Here is a 17,109-nt window from a genome sequence, read left to right as displayed (position 1 = left end):
AAGTTTAAAGATAACGCAGCCTTAAACACAAGTTAAGTGAAAAAAAAGCGGCGCTGCTGCGCCGCTCACGGTTGGAAAACGCCTCAAGACGCGTCTGCCGTTGTTTCCGGTAAGGATTCTGGCGGCTGCGGAGCAAAACCGCGTAACCCGACCACGTGAACGTGTTCGGTATTCTGGAATACCTTACGCACCAGTTTATACGTGGTGCCTTTCTCAGGACTGATGTTCTCCGGCGCTGCGATAATGAGCTGCATATCAAGACGCTCACAGAGTTCAAACAGTGTGGCAATTGAGCGGGCGTCAAGACGCGCCGCTTCATCCAGGAACAGCAGTCGACATGGGGAGATATCTTTGCCGCGCAGACGACGTGCTTCATCTTCCCAGCTCTGGACCACCATCACCAGAATCGACATCCCGGTACCGATAGCTTCACCGGTAGAGAGTGCACCGGACTCCGCACGGAGCCAGCCGTCTGAACCACGGTTAACCTCCACTTCCATTTCCAGGTAGTTACGGTAATCCAGGAGCTCTTCACCAATGGTTTGCGGCGTGCGTTGCCCCATGTCAATCTGCGGATTAAGACGCTGATACAGTTTCGCCAGCGCTTCGGAGAAGGTCAGACGGTTGCTGTTGAACAGATCCTGATGCTGTTCGTGCTGTTCAGACAACACTTCCAGCAGCGTCGAGTGCGCTTCACGCACGTTCACGTTCAGACGCACGCTGTTTACCTGACCAAACGATACGCTCTGCAAGCCCTGGTTCAGCTGGCGAATTCGGTTCTGCTCGCGCTGGATGGTTTTACGGATGATATTCGCCACGCTGCGGGAACTGATAGCCAGTTTCTGCTCGCGGGAGGTCAACTCTTCCGTCAGGCGGCCCAGTTCGATTTCCATCTGCTCAATGGCTTCGACCGGATCGTCGGTACGAATGATGTCCTGACGAATACGCTCACGCAGGTGCTGATAAACGGCCACGAAGAACTGGATCTTACGCTCAGGGCGTTTCGGATCTTCGGACATACGCAGCACATCGCGCAGGTGTTCGTTATCCGCCACCGCCAGACGCAAGGCACCCAGCGCCTTATCCGACATAGAGCGCAGTTCATCCGCAGAGAGATAGGCCAGCTCGCGACGATGCAGACGGCGTTCAACGTTATTGTCTTTCACCATCCGCATGACGGCGCACCAGCCCGCCTTCGCGGTCACGACCTGCTCACGCATTTCGTGATAATCACGCTCCAGCTTGCGCAGGCGACGAGTCAGGTTATCCATTTCCGCTTCACAGAAGGTCAGCGCTTTTTCCAACTGATTACGACGTGCGCGGTTATTACTGAGCTGCGCATGCAGTTCATCACGACGGATACGCGCCCGCTCTTCTGCTCCGCTGTCAGCACGGACGCCAATGTCCTGTAACTCTTTCTGAAGATCGTTTAACAGCTCTTTCTTGGTGTCGAAGGAGCTTTTCAGCGAGGCCAGGACCTGATTGTACTGGTTCAGCTGTGCCGAGTGGCTACGCATCGCGTCACGGGCGCGAGTACGTTCCGCTTCAGCCTGTTCAAGGCGCTGACGAAGCTTCTCATTGAGATCGCTGTTACCGCTCAGCATCTCCGCGGAATCGGAGTAGCCGAAGTGAGCCCGGCGCTGCACAACTTCAGTCAGGGCAAACGCCTGCTGGCGCGCTTCGCGCTGCACCTGCTGCGACCAGGCATAATCTTCTTTTAACTGCTCGAACTGCTCCGGATCGCTCTGCAACACGGAGACCATTGGTTCGAGCTTCGCCAGCTGATTACCGTACTGCTGAACAAAACGTGCCGCTTCCTGAGCTTCATCCAGACGTTCCTGAATCTCATCCACGCGGTCAGCCAGCGTGTCATCTGCCAGCAGATTCAGGCGAGGCAGGATGCGGTTAAGGGCCGCAACGCCCTCTTTTGCCTGTTCGAACTGAACGCGGCTTTGCTGGTTGTCATTTTCATGGTTTGAGATCGCACGCTCAAGCTCGCCGCGACGGGTGTTGAGCTTGCGAATTTCGGCTTCCGGGTCAGCTTCAAACGCCACGCCCAGATGGCTGCCGATAAAGCGGCTGAACGCCTGATGCAGACGTTGGGTTTTCTGCACGTCAAACGACAGGGTCGCAAAACGTTCAGACAACGTCTCACGCTCGGCGTGCAGACTTTCAATCCGGTTTTCACGCGCTGCGCGACCAAACAGCGGAAGCTCAGGGAAGCGAGAATAACGCCACTGACGATCGGCGATTTTGACGACAACCGCTTTTTCCAGCTCATCGACGCTGAATACGCTGTCATCGAACGACTGCGGATCCCCTTCGATTAAATAGAGGTCTTCCGGGCAATCTTCCAGCCCTGCCAGCTGGTCAGCAATCAGCGACAGATCCGGGACCACAATCGCGTTACGTGATGGGCCATACAGGGCTGAGAAGTACGGCGCATCGTCCAGACCGACATCGTCATAGATTTCGGACAACAGCACGCCGCCAAAACGTTCAGCCAGAGCGTTCAGACGCGAATCTTCCGAACCACCAGGCTGGCTTAAGCGCTCAATCTCTTCATCGATCTCGCGTTTACGGGCGCCGACTTCATCGCGCTCAACAATCGCCTCGCGCTCGCGCTCCAGCAGCTGTTGCAGATATTCGGTCACGTCCTGGCTGGACTCAAACTGTTCGCCGCACTGTTCACTGAGCTGGTTCAGGCTGCTTTGGGCAGCCAGCCAGACTGGGGCACGCTGCAGCAGCACCTTAGAACGGGACTGCAGCTGTTCCATCTCCTGGCGCAGCGTCATGCGCTGTTCACTGGCGTTGGATACGGAATCGGAAAGCGCAGCAATACGCGCTTCGAGCTCCTGATGCAGAGCTTCAAGATCGTCGAAATCGTAATTTTTGCCCTGGCGCTTACAGAACTCCGCCAGCATACGCTCGGCTTCCTGCTGTTCGCGAAGACGCTGTTCCAGTTCGTTCAGGCGCATACGCAGCGGCTGAACCTGCTCGGCCAGATGGCGCTGATTCACACCGTCGCGCAGCAGTTCACGGGCAACTTCCCACGCTTCGTTACGCGCAAGCGGGCCGTTAATTGCCACAACCAGCTGGTACGCTTGCTCAAACTGACTGTGCGCCGTTTGCGCGACGCTCATCTTCTGTTCAAGCGAGAGCAGTTTCTCGGTCGCTTCCTGCTCTTTGGCCTGGAAGGTATCCAGCCACTGGTCAGCGCTTTCCGGGGTGAGGTCAGGCAGATGACACAGCTCTTTTGCACGCTGTAACGCCTGAAGTGCCTGGGTATACTGAATTGCACGCGTCTGCTGCACGTCTAGCGCCTGCTGGTAATCGGCCAGCTGATTTTTCAGCTCATCCACTTCCAGCTCGGCGGCCTCAGCACGTGCTTCGTTCTCTTCCTGCATGTCGGCAGCTTCCGCCACCACTTCATTTTGCTCTTCGAGACGAATTTGCAGCTCATCGAGATCCGCTTCGTAGCGCTCGATCTTCTCCTGCTGACGCAGGGCGGTCTGCACCAGGTTCAGGTGATCGCTGGCAGCCTGGTAATCGGCTTCCAGATCGCCTTCGGCACCGTTGTGCTCGCCCAGTTCACGCGCCATTTCGACGTGCTTATACTGCTCAGCCACCAGCTGTTTACGGGAGGTAAACAGCTCGCGGCGGTACTCTAACGCCTGATCGAGATGGACACGACGTTCATTGGCGTGACGCATATAGTCCGCCGCCACGTAGTTGGTGGCCTCGCTAATCAGGTGCTTAAACAGGTCACGGTCAGACTGCGTCACGCGAATGGCTTCGAGCGTCATGCGGTTTTCACGCAGTGCGGCTTCCATATCCTGGAAGGCCTTACGCACGCCGCTGTTTTCCGGCAACAGATAGTCGCGCAGGGAGCGGGTAATGGCGCTGGAGATACCACCGTACAACGATGCTTCGATCAAACGGTAGTATTTGCTACGGTCAGACGCGCTGCGCAGACGACGGGCCACAACGCCCAGATCGAACATCAGGGAGTGGTAATCCGTAATGGAGTTGAACTGCTTGAACTGCACGCCTTCGATGGTTTCGAGCTTATCTTTCAACTCCTGCAACGTCAGCACGCGCGCCTGGCGCTCATTAAGGGTTTCCGTCAGCAGCGCTGTGGGCTGCATGGAGGTTGGCAGACCCTGGATGGCAAACGGTTTAATGTCCACTTTACGGTCACGGCCTGCGACCTGCTGCAGACGTACCCCCACCACCACACGCTGATGTCGGGAGTTAATGACGTCCAGTACCGAATAACAGACGCCTGCTTTGAGTTTGCCGTGCAGGCCTTTATCGCGAGAGCCGCTGGTCGCCCCCGCTTCGGTGGTGTTACGGAAATGGAGCAGCGTCAGATCGGGGATCAGTGCCGTAACAAACGCCGCCATGGTGGTGGATTTACCCGCACCATTACCACCGGAGAGCGTCGTAACCAGTTCATCCAGATCGAACGTCCGGGCAAAGAAGCCGTTCCAGTTAATCAGCGTTAGTGAGCGAAATTTACCGCGTTCAATCATTACTCTTCCTCCCCGCTATCCGGCAGATTCTCTTCATGCTCATCATCGAGCTGCAAATGGTTTTCCACCGGCATCGCTTCACCGTCGCGGATCATGCGAAGCTGCGCTTCACGCGCATCGTCGCCCGCACGCACATCGGCGCCGAAGCGGAAGACAGATTCCGTGATGCGGAATTTGCTGCTGTCATGGCCCATAAACCAGACCATGCCCAGACGACGCAGACGGTTAAGGGAAGAGCGAACTTTTTCCTGCAATTTCTGGCGGTCAAGATCCGAGCCCGTGGAGCGGTTGTTCACCAGCTTAAGCAGCTTGCTCTCATCCGCCAGCGCCAGCAGCTCGTCGTAAAGCTCCTGCTGGGTGAAGATGCCTTCATTTGCCAGACGCTCCGGGCTGAGATAGAGGTAGCAAAGAATTTTGCCGACCATCATATCCAGCTCAGAGAGCACGGAACGCGGAATCAGGGTTGTGGAACGTGGACGCAGGTAGAAAAACCCTTCCGGTGCGCGGATAAGCTCCACGTTATAGCGGGCGTAAAACTCCTCCAGGTACTCCTGGAAGTCCATCAAAAAGGCGTGATTGTCCAGCTCGTCTAAGCCAATGTGACGACCGGCACGCAGTTGGCTGTCCAGCGCCGGAAACAACGGATTCGCCAGCGCCTGTGCCAGCTTAACTGGCATCACTTGTTCAATATTTGTCAATGACATGCGCCTGTACCTTGGCTCCGTAATCGTTAATCGGCTGCCACTTCGGCGGCAGCCCGGTGAAATCTGCTTGCGCGACGCCCAGACGCACGGCCTGGTCTACCACGATGCGGGCGATGTCGAAGTGGCGCGCGCGAGGATATTGCGCCAGATAGTCGCGCACCACGAGCCCAAGATCCAGCGGCACTTGTCTGGTTTTGTAGACAGCGAGCTGTTCTTCGATCATCGCCGCAAGTTGCTCACGAATTTCGTTGAACTCTTCATATTCCAGATCCGGTGGCAGTTCACCGGTCACTTCTTCATCGCGCAGGGCCATCTCTTCGTCGCGCATATCCAGCAGACGATCGGCGCTGGCGTAAGTCAGCGCCCATGGCGCATCGAAATAGGTCTGTACCGACTGGCGCAGACGCTGAGCAAAGACGCGGTTTTTATCCATATCGATCGCGGTACGGATAAATTTATGCACGTGACGGTCATAACCGATCCACAGGTCAATCGACTGCTGACCCCAGCTGATAATACGATCGAGTTTGCTCTGCAGATCGAACACCAGACGGTCAATAAAATGCAGATCGTCATGGGCCATGGTCGCATCCTGGATGCGCAGGAGGTTCGCCTGAAGCTTATCCCCTGCCGCTTCCAGCGTATCCTGCAGTTCACGCAGCGTACCCGAGGTTTCCGACAGCAACATTTCACAGCTGGAGATGGCCGCACGCCAGTCTTTATTCAGCAACTGCGCGATATCGTCTTTTACCTGTTGCTGCTGTTCATCCATCAGACGCTGGGTCAGATCGATGCTGTCGAAAATCTCTGCCACCGAATATTTCAGCGGCGCATAGACGTTACGGTGCCAGTGGAATTCGTCACCGTTTTCATCCGCTGCATCGGCAGCGCGCTTAAGTTCACCCGCCACAATCGAGAGCTGCATGGAAAGACGCAGCGTGGAAAATTCACGCTGGCGGATGTAGTAATCGGTGATGCCGATACCCAGTGGCGTCAGACGATAGATGGCGTTTCCTTCCGCCTGCTCGCTGGTAAAGCGGTTCAGCAGACGTTGACGCACCATATCGTTGATTGCGTTGTTGGCACGCACGCTAATGGTTTCGCTGGTTTGCTCAAACGCATCACTGACATGGCGGAACGCATCCACCAGTTCACCCTCGCTCATTTCACCATCCAGCCGTTCGCCGTTCAGCGTGGCAACCGCCAGCAGGAAAGAGAGTCTGTCTACCGGCAGCGAGATGGAGAAATCGTTTTTCCTGGCCCAGGCAACCAGTTCGGGGACTGTCTGGGAAAATTCACTCATAGGTTATCCTTGCATCTGCGGCTTGTGCGCGGTGACGTGAATATAGCGGCCAAGACTGACAAAAGGTTCCTGACGGCAATACCGCGTTTCCAATTCTGTTAAGGTGTCAAAACAGTCACGCTGTTTGTGTTTTTCACGCAGATAATCATGAAACACCCTGACGCCCGTTTTCCCGGTTATCTGCCAGCCAATCTCTTCCAGCCAGCCATACACCTGCTGCGGATCGCGCGGATAATCCGGGGAAAGCGTGCGTTTTTTCTTTTTTGGCATCCCGACCTGAACATAGTCGAAGTTACCCGCAACCATGTTGTGCATCAGGAAGCCGTTAGCATTGTAGAACATCAGTGACAGCGTACCGCCCGGGCGCAACATCGACCACAGGGTGCGTAACACGCTTTGCGGATCGGCAACCCACTCCAGCACTGCATGAAACAATATCAGATCAACCTGGGTTTCCAAATGCTGTGCGATGTCCTGAGCGGCGCATTGTATAAAATGCATGTTGTCGCTCACACCTTTCTCTTCTGCGGCACGCGTCGCACGCGCGATCATCTCAGCAGAAAGATCGCAAAGCGTTACGTGATGACCGCGCTGGGCCATTTTGATAGCCGTCTGCCCTTCACCGCCGCCAGCGTCCAGCACGCGCAACGTTTGCCCCTCAAACGAGGCCAGGATGTTGTCCAGATCCTGCCAGAGGATCGTCTGACGCAACTGCCCTTTCGTGGTGCCATAAATGTTGCGCGAAAACTTTTCCGCGATGTCATCAAAATTGCGATCCCGCATTGGGAGAGTTCCACTCGCTAACTGCAAAACCGCTATTTTGTCACACCCGCGCGGAGAATGAACCTCTCTGGTGTAATATCACGAGTAATCACCTGCTATATGGTTAAAAAAGGAACCAAAAAGGATGCTTTTTACCCTGAAGAAATACATTGGGGGGATGATGCTTCCCCTTCCACTGCTGCTTATCATCATTGCGCTGGGGCTGGCGCTGGTGTGGTTTAGTCGCTTTCAGAAAAGTGGCAAAACGCTTATTACCGTCGGCTGGCTGGTCCTGCTGTTGCTGAGCCTACAGCCGGTTGCGGATAGCCTGTTACGTCCTGTCGAAAACAGGTACCCGACATGGCAGGGTCATCAGGAGGTAAAGTATATCGTGGTGCTGGGTGGGGGTTACACCTGGGATCCGAACTGGGCGCCCAGTTCAAACCTGATTAACAACAGCCTGCCTCGACTGAACGAAGGCATTCGCCTGTGGCTGGCGAATCCGGGATCGAAAATGATCTTTACCGGTGCGGCGGCAAAAACAAACCCGGTCAGCACGGCCGAAGCCGGAGCCAGAGTGGCTGAATCGCTGGGTGTACCGCGTTCCGCTATCATCACGCTGGACAGCCCAAAAGACACCGAAGAAGAAGCTGCCGCCGTGAAGCAGGCGATTGGCGATGCCCCGTTCCTGCTGGTTACGTCCGCCTCGCACCTGCCGCGGGCGATGATTTTCTTCGAAAGAGTTGGCCTGCATCCCCTCCCCGCGCCGGCTAACCAGATGGCCATCGACGCGCCGCTTAACCCGTGGGAACGGGCGATCCCGTCCCCGATGTGGCTGATGCACAGCGATCGTGTCGGTTACGAAACGCTTGGACGCCTCTGGCAATGGCTAAAAGGCGCGTCAGGCGAGCCAGGGCAGGAGTGATTTCGTGGCGAGATCGAAGTTGGCGCGATTAAAACGGCCAGTATTGACCAGTTGCGCCACTTCATCCCAGAGCAGATAGAGCCAGCGGCGCCAGAGAAACGCTTCTGCAACCGGCGCGCGCTGGAGATAATACCAGAGTAACCCCTCTGCGGCCCCGCTGTCGCTGAGCCTGAACAACTCGTACTCGCGCGGTGCCCAGAGCATGATCCCTGGCCCTACCATTGCCAGAAGCTGGTCGCTGCGAGGGTCTTTCAGCATGCTGCGCAGGGTAAAATTGCCGTGAACCAGCACGCAGTTGTCGTTAAAGCCGTCAAACAGCGCGGGCAAACACTCCCGGGTGCGGAACAAAATACGTTTGTCCTGCATGGTCAAACCGGTGTTATTAAACTGGTTAAGGGTGCCCCACAACACTTCGACCCGCTGGCGGTACCACAGTGGCCACAGGTTTTCCTGGGTGCTGTCTACCGGCCCGACGAGCCCACCGCTGTCTTGTCTGTGCCAACCCAGTAGCGCCTCGACAATCTGATCTTTCAGCTGTTCCCAGCGTTCCGGTGAACGAGCCGGCGCTTCCACAGGCACGCCACGTAACCGCTCAATCAGCAGGACATCGGGGCCGGGGTGTTCTTCATGCGTCATCACGCCATACACCGTCGGCATGCGGACGGTCCCTTGTCGCGCAAGCATCGACATTTTCCAGGCCAACTGCCTGGCAACGCCCGGCGAGGTAAAACTTCGGGCCATCAGCGGCATTGGGTTTCCCTGGCTGTCATATAACGACCAGAGTGCGGTATCTGCCTTTTCGTTCACACACTCAACCCTGCTTAACTTCTCACCCAGCAGATGGCTCAGTTCAGCACGCAGCTGTTCCATATGAGATTACCCCCATTAAGACTACTGCTTTTATAATGAGCGCGCGGACAGAAGATGTCACCCGACAGAGATCAATTATGGAAAAGAAAGGGAAAATAACCGGGAGAGAACATCCCCCCGTAAGGAGGGATGCGGGCGCTATTAACGTAATTCGGCGCGGACGCGCTCAAGATCTTCCGGGGTGTCAACACCCGTACCTGGCACTTCCTGTGCAACGGCAACGTGGATTTTTTCCCCGTACCAGAGCACGCGGAGCTGCTCCAGCATTTCGATATGCTCCAGCGGGCTGGGTGCCCAGGTGACATAACGACGAATAAAGCCAGCGCGGTAGCCGTAGATCCCCAGATGACGCAGGAATGAATCACCAATGGTCTCTTTTGAAACCGCAAAACGATCACGATCCCAGGGAATAGTGGCGCGAGAGAAATAGAGCGCATAGCCCTCGGCATCCATCACCACTTTCACCGCGTTCGGATTAAACGCCTCTTCAGCGTGGAGCACAGGTACCGCGAGCGTAGCCATACCGACCTGGCGCTGCGCCAGGTTTTCCGCCACCTGGCGAATAATGACCGCCGGGATCATCGGCTCGTCGCCCTGTACGTTAACGATGACCGTATCATCACTGAAACCGCATTTCTCAACCACTTCTGCCAGGCGCTCTGTGCCGGACTGGTGATCGGCGCGGGTCATGCACACTTCTCCGCCAGCCGCCTCAACCGCACGGGCAACGTCCGGATGATCGGTTGCCACGATAACGCGCTCAGCACCGGACTCACGCGCACGTTCAAGGACATGCACAATCATCGGTTTGCCGTTGATATCCACCAGCGGTTTACCCGGCAGACGGGTTGATGCATAACGCGCAGGAATAATGACAACAAAACTCATGGTTTGCTCTCTTCTGCCACCAGGGAGCGGGCTTCGTTTTCCAGCAATACCGGAATACCGTCGCGCAGCGGGAATGCCAGACTGTCCAGCTTGCAAATCAGCTCTTGTTTGTCCTGGCTGTAGTAAAGTTTGCCGTTGCACACCGGGCAGGCAATAATTTCAAGTAAACGGTGATCCATAGTTCCTCCGTATGGGTAATCGCTAAAGCTTAACACATTCCTTTTTCAGGGAGTGTCTGTTTCCCAGCCACGTCGACAGGTGCTAAACAACCCGTCAGGCACCCGACCCAGCGCCACGTCGTGGGCCCCCTGCCAGCGTGCGAATTCGCTAATGGCGGAGGTTAATCCTTTTTCCAGCGCCGCGGTGGTCTTGATCCCCTCTTCAAGATAGAGCGCGATAATCTCCAGCGTGCCGGTTTTGCGGTGCATTTTGGCGTCCATTCGACCGACCAGTTGCCCTTTGTGCAGCAGAGGCAACACAAAGTAGCCGTACTGACGCTTTGGCGCGGGGGTGTAACACTCGAGCCGATAGCTGAAATTAAAGAGCTGTTCGGCCCGTTTTCTGTCCCACACGACCGGATCGAAAGGCGATAACACCGCGCTGTGGGTTGCCTGAAGCTTACTTTCCAGAGCCTGGGGTAAGAGCGGGAGGAGATCCGAATGCAGCCACATGTCCCCGAGGGTTTCTACCGTGACGGGGATAACACGATGTTCACGCTGCCACATTTCCAGCAGCGGTTTCAGGGCCGGCTGGCGAAGGCGATAGTAATCCGCCAGCCACTGCGGCCGGAAAATGCCCAGACTGCGGGCGCTGTTCTCCAGCATGATGGCTTCCGCTGCCTCCTGGGTGAGTAAGTCACGCTCATCGTCCCAGTGGGGCATCACGCGGTGCGTCAGGTCATACACGCGCTGAAAATTACGCCGTTCAATCACCATGACTTTGCCGGACGTAAACAGTCCTTCAAGGTGGCGTTTGTGCGGCTTCCACTCCCACCAGCCGCTGGTCCCTTTTCTCGGATGTTCAAAATCGGCGGAACGTACAGGACCGTTTTGCTGAATATGCTCGATAAGCTGTGCTATTTCAGTCGCGTGCTCCTGCATCCATTCCTGGCGGTATTTCCAGCCCATCTTTTCGGGGGCCAGCATGCGATGGCGAACCAGAGCAAAATCGCTGCGCGGCAGGAAACAGGCCTCGTGCGCCCAGTACTCCATTAAGTCCCCCTTACTGAGCGCGTCATCCAGCCACTGAGGCGGATAATTCCCCAGTCGACTAAACAGCACAAGGTAAGGGCTACGGGCCACAATATTAATGGTGTCAATTTGAAGGAGCGACATGCGCTGAACGGTAGAGAGAATATCGGCGGGCTGCGCGCGGCGGCGGGGCTTTTTGAGTAGCCCCTGTGCGGCAAGGTGCAAATGACGTGCGGCTGAAAGCGAGAGTTGCGGTAAAGACATGCGTTTTCCTGTCAGTCAAAGCGCCACCAGAACCGCGTAAGCCATTACTGCACTAACGCAATCAGTTCCTTGAGCAATTGTTCCGGTTGCTCACCGCTGAGTTCAGCGTCAACCGGCAGATACCACCAGTTATCCTTCGCAAAGGCACGGCATTTCACCGCATCTTTTTCAGTCATGATTAGCGTCTGCCCCGGCGCAGTCAGGGCCGCGACCTGATCTGGCACCAGCGCCTGATGATCGGCCAGCGGAACGCGTTTTTCAAGCCGGGCACCACACTGTTCCAGCGTCGCGAAGAAACGCGGAGGATGACCGATACCCGCCATGGCCACCAGCGCGGGTAACAACGAGACAGCACGGCGCTCTCCGGTCAACAGATTCACCGCCATTCCCGGCCTGAGATGCATAGGGATCTCACCCGGTTTAGCCTCTCCACCGTTAACAATCACCGCATCAACGGACCTGAGACGCGAAGCGCGTTCGCGCATTGGTCCTGCGGGTAGCCACCAGCCGTTACCGAACCGGCGAACCCCGTCAATGACCACAATCTCTTTATCACGCGCCAGCGCGTAATGCTGCAGACCATCGTCAGTAATAATAATGTCTACCGTGTGTTCGGCAAGAAGTGCCTGAACGGCATCACTGCGTACCGGGGAAACCGCAACAGGTGCACCTGTACGCTGGTATATCAATACTGGCTCATCACCCGCTTCAGCGGTCGTAGTTTCCGCGGTCAACAACAGGGGATACTGCGCCGCTTTTCCGCCATATCCACGCGATACCACGCCTGGGCGTATACCGCGTTTTTGCAGTTGCTCCACCAGCCAGATCACCACCGGTGTTTTACCGTTGCCGCCAGCCGTCAGGTTACCCACCACGACAACCGGCACCGGCGCGCGCCATGCTCGCTTTAACCCCAGACGGTAAAGCAGACGAATGACGCCGCTCACCAGGCCATAAAGCCAGGAAAGCGGCAGAAACAGTAGCCACAGCGGTGATTCACCGGACCAGATGCGTGCAATCATTCGCCGAATTGCATCTTATGCAGTTGGGCGTAAACGCCGCGGTGCGCCAGCAAATCAGAGTGGCTTCCGCGTTCGACAATCACGCCATCTTCAACAACAACTATTTCGTCAGCCTGCTCGATAGTCGACAGACGGTGCGCAATCACCAGCGACGTACGGTTCTTTTGCAGCTCATCCAGCGCAGACTGAATGGCACGTTCAGATTCCGTATCCAGCGCAGAGGTTGCTTCATCCAGAATCAGAATCGGGCTATCACGCAACAGCGCACGAGCAATGGCGATACGCTGGCGCTGGCCACCGGAGAGCAGTACACCGTTCTCACCGATAATGGTATCCAGACCGTTATCCATCTTGTTGATAAAGTCCATCGCATAGGCCATACGAGCGGCCTTTTCAATCTCTGCACGGCTGTACTCTTCTGTACGCGCATAGGCAATGTTATTTGCCACAGTATCGTTGAAGAGATGCACATTCTGGGAGACCAGCGCCACCTGATTACGCAGCGACTGCAGGGTATACTCCCGCAGGTCATGGCCATCCAGCAGGATTTCACCCTCGTCGATATCATAGAAACGGGTAATCAGGCTGGCGATGGTGGATTTACCTGAGCCAGAGCGGCCTACCAGCGCAACGGTTTTACCCGCGGGAATGGACAGGTTGATATTACGCAAAGCCGGCGTTTCGCGGCCAGGATAGGTGAAAGTCACATTGCGGAATTCAACATCGCCGTGGGCGCGTTCAATCTCGCGTTTACCTTCATCTTTCTCCTGTTCGGTATCCAGAATGCTGAACAGAGTCTGGCAGGCAGCCATCCCGCGCTGGAACTGAGCGTTGACGTTCGTCAGTGATTTCAGCGGACGCATCAGGGCAATCATCGATGAGAAGACCACGGTGATGGTACCTGCCGTCAGCGTCTCCATCACGCTCGGGAAGCTGGCCGCATACAGAACAAAGGCCAGCGCCAGAGAAGCGATCAGCTGAATGATAGGGTCAGAAATTGAAGAGGCCGAAACCATTTTCATCCCCTGCAGACGCATTTTGTTGCTGACTTTATCAAAGCGTTTGGTTTCGACTTCCTGCCCGCCGAAAATCAACACCTCTTTATGCCCTTTCAGCATCTGCTCTGCGCTGGTCGTAACCTGGCCCATCGTGTTCTGCATATTCTTACTGATGTTGCGAAAACGCTTTGAAACGACGCGAATAGCAATAGAGACAACCGGTGCCAGCACGATAAGGATCAGTGACAGCTGCCAGCTGTAATAGAACATCATGATGAACAGACCGATAATCGATGCACCTTCACGCACCACGGTAATCAGCGCGTTGGACGACGATGATGCCACCTGCTCGGAGTCGTAGGTAATACGTGACAGCAAGGTACCGGTAGACTGCTTATCAAAGAACGCTACTGGCATGCCCATCATGTGGCCAAACAGCCGACGGCGCATGGTCATAACGACTTTCCCGGAAACCCAGGAGATACAGTAGCTCGAAATGTAGCTGGTGATACCGCGTAAGATCATCAGTCCAATAACCACCAGTGGCATCCATATCAGCACTGAGCGATCTGTTTTACCAAAACCGTCATCCAGTAACGGTTTGAGAAGCGATAACATAAACGTATCGCTGGCTGCGTTGAGGACTAACGCTACACCCGCCACGATCAAGCCTGCTTTAAAAGGTGCAATCATCGGCCAGAGTCGGCGGAAGGTTTGCCACGTGGAGAGATCTTTGTCGTTATGCATTCAAAAAACCAGCATCTGTTGAAATAGCCGCATATTCTACCCGTTATCTACGGGCGCGCCAAACCACTGATGATACCAACGCGGTAAATATTCATCACGTACGCGTTGTATTTGCCATCGATGTTGCGAGAATGTCACCGATATTTGTCCAGAATGGGGGGTATCGTGCCAGATATAGCCCTCTTTTCGATAACGTCTGATAACTTTTGCCGACGGAAAATGCCATGCGTTATAGCGGGCCGCAGAATCGAGCGCGATCCTCCCCTCTACCCGCTGCACCAGTGGCAATGATGAAGACGTATTGCTGCCATGATGGGGTACCTGTATCACAGTGGACGTCAGATGACGCCAGTAATGGCTAAGCATAGTCTGTTCCGCTTGCGCTTCAATATCCCCCGTAAGCAACGCACTCTGCTCACCATCGTCGATTTTTACCACACAGGAGCGATTGTTCCCCCTTTCGGAATAGCCCTCAGGTGGCCAGTGGACGGTGAAGGTTAACCCCTCCCATATCCATCTCTGCCCGCGAAAACAAGGCCGATGCTCCCCCCGGCCTAACGGGCTTCTTATCCATAACGTGGGCCATGTTTTTTGCATCGTCGCCAGGCCGCCCGCATGGTCGAGATGCTCATGACTGAGAATGACGCCTTCTGGTTGCAAATGGTGCCAGCGTAGCCACGGAATGATTAACTGCCGGGCGCTATCACCACCCGGCCAGGCGAGCCCGGTATCATAAAGAAGGGCTTTACCATGGCGTTCAATGACCATTGCCAGCCCCTGCCCCACATCCAGCATATGCAGTGTCCAGCCCTCACTCCTCACCGTTCGCCAGAGTGGAAATGCCAGTAAGACACTCCCTGCCAGACAAACTGCAGGAACAGATTTCCAGGCATGAAAGCGCCAGCCGATAATGGCAAGCCAGGGCAATAACGTCAGGTATTGCCATCGTTCATCTACATTCTGCCAGCCATCCGGCAGGCGCATCAGCATCCAGAACAACCCCCCCAGGGATTTATCGGCTGCAAACCAGAGGGCACTTTCCAGCGCCGTCAGCGGCAACAGATGAAGCAACATTCCGGCCAGGATCAGCGGTACGCAGACAAAAGTGACCAGGGGGACGGCAAAGAGATTAGCCACCAGGGAAGAGAAGCTAAACCCATGAAAAATCAGCACCTGTAATGGCATGAGCAGAAGCAACATGCCGGTTTGCAGATAAAGCAGATTCAACAGAGGCTGTAACCAGCGAACCCGGTGCCCGCGAGGAAGAGGCAGCCACTGAAACCAGAAAATCAGCGCGGCGACGGCAAAAGCTGAAAGGGCCAGACTTTGAGAAAGCACGGCTAAGGGATCGCTTATCAGGATTGCCGCGATACAGCAACACCACACCTGCCAGGGAGACCACTGACGGGCGCCAATGCGCAATGCCGCCAGCACGGCAAGTGCGATAACCGTTCGCAATGCGGGCGGTTGCAGCCCGGTAAGCCAGGCGTAGAAAGCGGCAAAGAACAACCCGGCCAGGAGAGGAATCTGCCAGTGGATCCAGTGGCCCGGCATTAAAAACTGAAGCCCTCGCGTAAGTAACCAGACGATGGATGCGGCCAGCGCAATATGCAGACCCGAAATTGCCATCAGGTGCAGCGTGCCGGTGTCGCGCATCAGATCTTTAATTTCCCGGGGCACCTCCAGACGTTCTCCCATCCCCAGCCCAAGCATAACCGCGCCCCAGTGAAAAGCAGAAAGCCGGTGTTGCAGTGACATCAGGTACTGAGCACGCAAGCTACAGTTTTCATCGACGATTTTCGCCTGCGTAAAACGTCCGCTGAGCGTCTGGTGTCGGGCAAAGGCGCTTCGCTGGGGATCATATCCCCCGTCGTTTAGCTCGCCATGCACAGGCCGGAGCCTGAGCGTCATGGCCCAGCGCTGACCGGCACATACCTTTTGCGGCAGGTAATTGCCATACAGCGTCACGCCCGTGGGTGCCCACCAGCGCTGACCATCGACACGCAGAATGTTGCCCTGATGCATTGTTGCACCATCGGTGGCCGTGATTTCTATCTCTGCCTGCACTGCTCCCGTCGTTAAATGTTGCATCGGCCAGACGCTTTCCTGCGCAGCAAGAAGACCCCAGGCACAAAATAACACCACGATCCCCATATACTTCAGGACGTTGTTTCGCTGGGCGGCCAGCGCTATCCCACCGGCTATCATTACCCACACGGTATGACGTTCAGGCAGGACGGGTAACCAGAGTAACGGCATGATCGCCAGAATGGCGCAAAGACTTATCGCGGGAATGCCCATTACTACCTCCCTGTTTGAGGGTGACAGTATGGAAGCAGGCAGGGTGAGTCGTCAGCCAGAAGAAACGCGGTTTACAGCGGGCGCTGAAACATTTTTATCCGTTTGCAGAAAACAAAAGGAAAATTGCGCGGCATCTTCAGAATAAAAGCGGCAGGCACAAAAAAAGCACCCGCAGGTGCTTTCTTTCGAACCCAGTTTAGCGCTGATGGCTAAACTCAGTTGCCGTAAATGTTGGCGCGATCGCGCAGTTCTTTACCCGGCTTAAAGTGTGGAACGTACTTACCTTCCAGTTCGACTTTATCGCCAGTTTTCGGGTTACGCCCGGTACGTGGAGCACGATAGTGCAGAGAAAAACTACCGAAACCGCGGATTTCAATGCGCTCGCCCTGGGCAAGAGTGGAGGCCATATGCTCCAGCATCTCTTTTACGGCATCCTCCACTGCTTTCGCAGGGATATGCGGTTGCTGACTGGCAAGTCTTTCAATCAATTCTGACTTGGTCATGATTCCTCCGGTTCCTTTCAAACCAATTAGCTGAACAGCTCATTAAACAAGGGCGGCCGTAGCCGCCCTTTGTTATTGATTACAGGACGAATCCTCT

At 55.5% G+C, this 17,109-nt stretch carries 13 protein-coding genes; 1 reads left to right on the top strand and 12 read right to left on the bottom strand.

Features of this window, described 5'->3' with window-relative positions; genetic code table 11:
- Window positions 1-83: 83 nt before the first annotated feature.
- Genes mukB through cmoM form a run of 4 tightly spaced genes read right to left on the bottom strand, consistent with a single transcriptional unit; the run spans window position 84 to window position 7,325 of the window.
- Window positions 84-4,535: a chromosome partition protein MukB gene (gene mukB, locus BH714_RS03630; protein ID WP_014169401.1), complete on the bottom strand. Its 4,452-nt coding sequence runs from the start codon at window positions 4,533-4,535 to the stop codon at window positions 84-86.
- On the bottom strand, window positions 4,535-5,239 hold the full coding sequence (gene mukE / locus BH714_RS03625; RefSeq protein WP_014169400.1) for a chromosome partition protein MukE: 705 nt from the start codon (window positions 5,237-5,239) through the stop codon (window positions 4,535-4,537). Before mukE ends, mukB begins: the two co-directional genes overlap by 1 nt.
- On the bottom strand, window positions 5,220-6,542 hold the full coding sequence (mukF, locus tag BH714_RS03620; protein WP_014169399.1) for a chromosome partition protein MukF: 1,323 nt from the start codon (window positions 6,540-6,542) through the stop codon (window positions 5,220-5,222). Before mukF ends, mukE begins: the two co-directional genes overlap by 20 nt.
- 3 nt (window positions 6,543-6,545) lie before the next feature.
- Window positions 6,546-7,325 carry a tRNA uridine 5-oxyacetic acid(34) methyltransferase CmoM gene (gene cmoM, locus BH714_RS03615; RefSeq protein ID WP_032677804.1) on the bottom strand — a complete coding sequence of 260 codons (780 nt, stop codon included), beginning with the start codon at window positions 7,323-7,325 and terminating at the stop codon, window positions 6,546-6,548.
- A gap of 124 nt (window positions 7,326-7,449) precedes the next feature.
- Between cmoM and elyC the strand changes: the two genes are divergently transcribed.
- Complete coding sequence (elyC, locus tag BH714_RS03610) at window positions 7,450-8,229, top strand: envelope biogenesis factor ElyC (protein ID WP_040017061.1); 780 nt, start codon at window positions 7,450-7,452, stop codon at window positions 8,227-8,229.
- Here the strand turns inward: elyC and BH714_RS03605 are convergent.
- From BH714_RS03605 to ihfB, 8 genes are all read right to left on the bottom strand, one after another.
- Window positions 8,206-9,099: a YcbJ family phosphotransferase gene (locus BH714_RS03605; protein WP_040017059.1), complete on the bottom strand. Its 894-nt coding sequence runs from the start codon at window positions 9,097-9,099 to the stop codon at window positions 8,206-8,208. The genes elyC and BH714_RS03605 overlap by 24 nt on opposite strands.
- A 141-nt stretch (window positions 9,100-9,240) precedes the next feature.
- Complete coding sequence (gene kdsB / locus BH714_RS03600) at window positions 9,241-9,987, bottom strand: 3-deoxy-manno-octulosonate cytidylyltransferase (protein ID WP_014169394.1); 747 nt, start codon at window positions 9,985-9,987, stop codon at window positions 9,241-9,243.
- Window positions 9,984-10,166 (bottom strand): protein YcaR, encoded by a 183-nt coding sequence (ycaR, locus tag BH714_RS03595; protein WP_006174474.1) that lies wholly within the window; start codon window positions 10,164-10,166, stop codon window positions 9,984-9,986. Before ycaR ends, kdsB begins: the two co-directional genes overlap by 4 nt.
- Window positions 10,167-10,211: 45 nt before the next feature.
- Window positions 10,212-11,441 carry a winged helix-turn-helix domain-containing protein gene (locus tag BH714_RS03590; protein WP_040017058.1) on the bottom strand — a complete coding sequence of 410 codons (1,230 nt, stop codon included), beginning with the start codon at window positions 11,439-11,441 and terminating at the stop codon, window positions 10,212-10,214.
- A 44-nt stretch (window positions 11,442-11,485) separates the two neighbouring features.
- A complete protein-coding gene (gene lpxK / locus BH714_RS03585; RefSeq protein ID WP_040017057.1) occupies window positions 11,486-12,463 on the bottom strand; it encodes a tetraacyldisaccharide 4'-kinase in 978 nt (325 codons plus the stop codon).
- A complete protein-coding gene (gene msbA, locus BH714_RS03580) occupies window positions 12,460-14,208 on the bottom strand; it encodes a lipid A ABC transporter ATP-binding protein/permease MsbA (protein WP_020884816.1) in 1,749 nt (582 codons plus the stop codon). The genes lpxK and msbA overlap by 4 nt, the downstream gene beginning before the upstream one ends.
- 36 nt (window positions 14,209-14,244) lie before the next feature.
- Window positions 14,245-16,509, bottom strand: coding sequence for a ComEC family protein (locus tag BH714_RS03575; RefSeq protein WP_040017054.1), 2,265 nt, complete (start codon window positions 16,507-16,509; stop codon window positions 14,245-14,247).
- 215 nt (window positions 16,510-16,724) lie between these two features.
- Entirely contained in the window at window positions 16,725-17,012 is a 288-nt protein-coding gene (ihfB, locus tag BH714_RS03570) for an integration host factor subunit beta (RefSeq protein WP_008499965.1), read from the bottom strand.
- Window positions 17,013-17,109: the final 97 nt, after the last annotated feature.

It is taken from the genome of Enterobacter ludwigii, assembly GCF_001750725.1.
GTDB lineage: Bacteria > Pseudomonadota > Gammaproteobacteria > Enterobacterales > Enterobacteriaceae > Enterobacter > Enterobacter ludwigii.
The sequence above is the reverse complement of the archived record's forward strand: the minus strand, read 5'-3'. Positions and strand labels throughout refer to the sequence as shown.

Excerpts from the sequence above, each read along its gene's own strand:
- mukB (WP_014169401.1), bottom strand. The coding sequence starts at position 4,535 with ATGATTGAACGCGGTAAATTTCGCTCACTAACGCTGATTAACTGGAAC.
- mukE (WP_014169400.1), bottom strand. The coding sequence starts at position 5,239 with ATGTCATTGACAAATATTGAACAAGTGATGCCAGTTAAGCTGGCACAG.
- mukF (WP_014169399.1), bottom strand. The coding sequence starts at position 6,542 with ATGAGTGAATTTTCCCAGACAGTCCCCGAACTGGTTGCCTGGGCCAGG.
- cmoM (WP_032677804.1), bottom strand. The coding sequence starts at position 7,325 with ATGCGGGATCGCAATTTTGATGACATCGCGGAAAAGTTTTCGCGCAAC.
- elyC (WP_040017061.1), top strand. The coding sequence starts at position 7,450 with ATGCTTTTTACCCTGAAGAAATACATTGGGGGGATGATGCTTCCCCTT.
- BH714_RS03605 (WP_040017059.1), bottom strand. The coding sequence starts at position 9,099 with ATGGAACAGCTGCGTGCTGAACTGAGCCATCTGCTGGGTGAGAAGTTA.
- kdsB (WP_014169394.1), bottom strand. The coding sequence starts at position 9,987 with ATGAGTTTTGTTGTCATTATTCCTGCGCGTTATGCATCAACCCGTCTG.
- ycaR (WP_006174474.1), bottom strand. The coding sequence starts at position 10,166 with ATGGATCACCGTTTACTTGAAATTATTGCCTGCCCGGTGTGCAACGGC.
- BH714_RS03590 (WP_040017058.1), bottom strand. The coding sequence starts at position 11,441 with ATGTCTTTACCGCAACTCTCGCTTTCAGCCGCACGTCATTTGCACCTT.
- lpxK (WP_040017057.1), bottom strand. The coding sequence starts at position 12,463 with ATGATTGCACGCATCTGGTCCGGTGAATCACCGCTGTGGCTACTGTTT.
- msbA (WP_020884816.1), bottom strand. The coding sequence starts at position 14,208 with ATGCATAACGACAAAGATCTCTCCACGTGGCAAACCTTCCGCCGACTC.
- BH714_RS03575 (WP_040017054.1), bottom strand. The coding sequence starts at position 16,509 with ATGGGCATTCCCGCGATAAGTCTTTGCGCCATTCTGGCGATCATGCCG.
- ihfB (WP_008499965.1), bottom strand. The coding sequence starts at position 17,012 with ATGACCAAGTCAGAATTGATTGAAAGACTTGCCAGTCAGCAACCGCAT.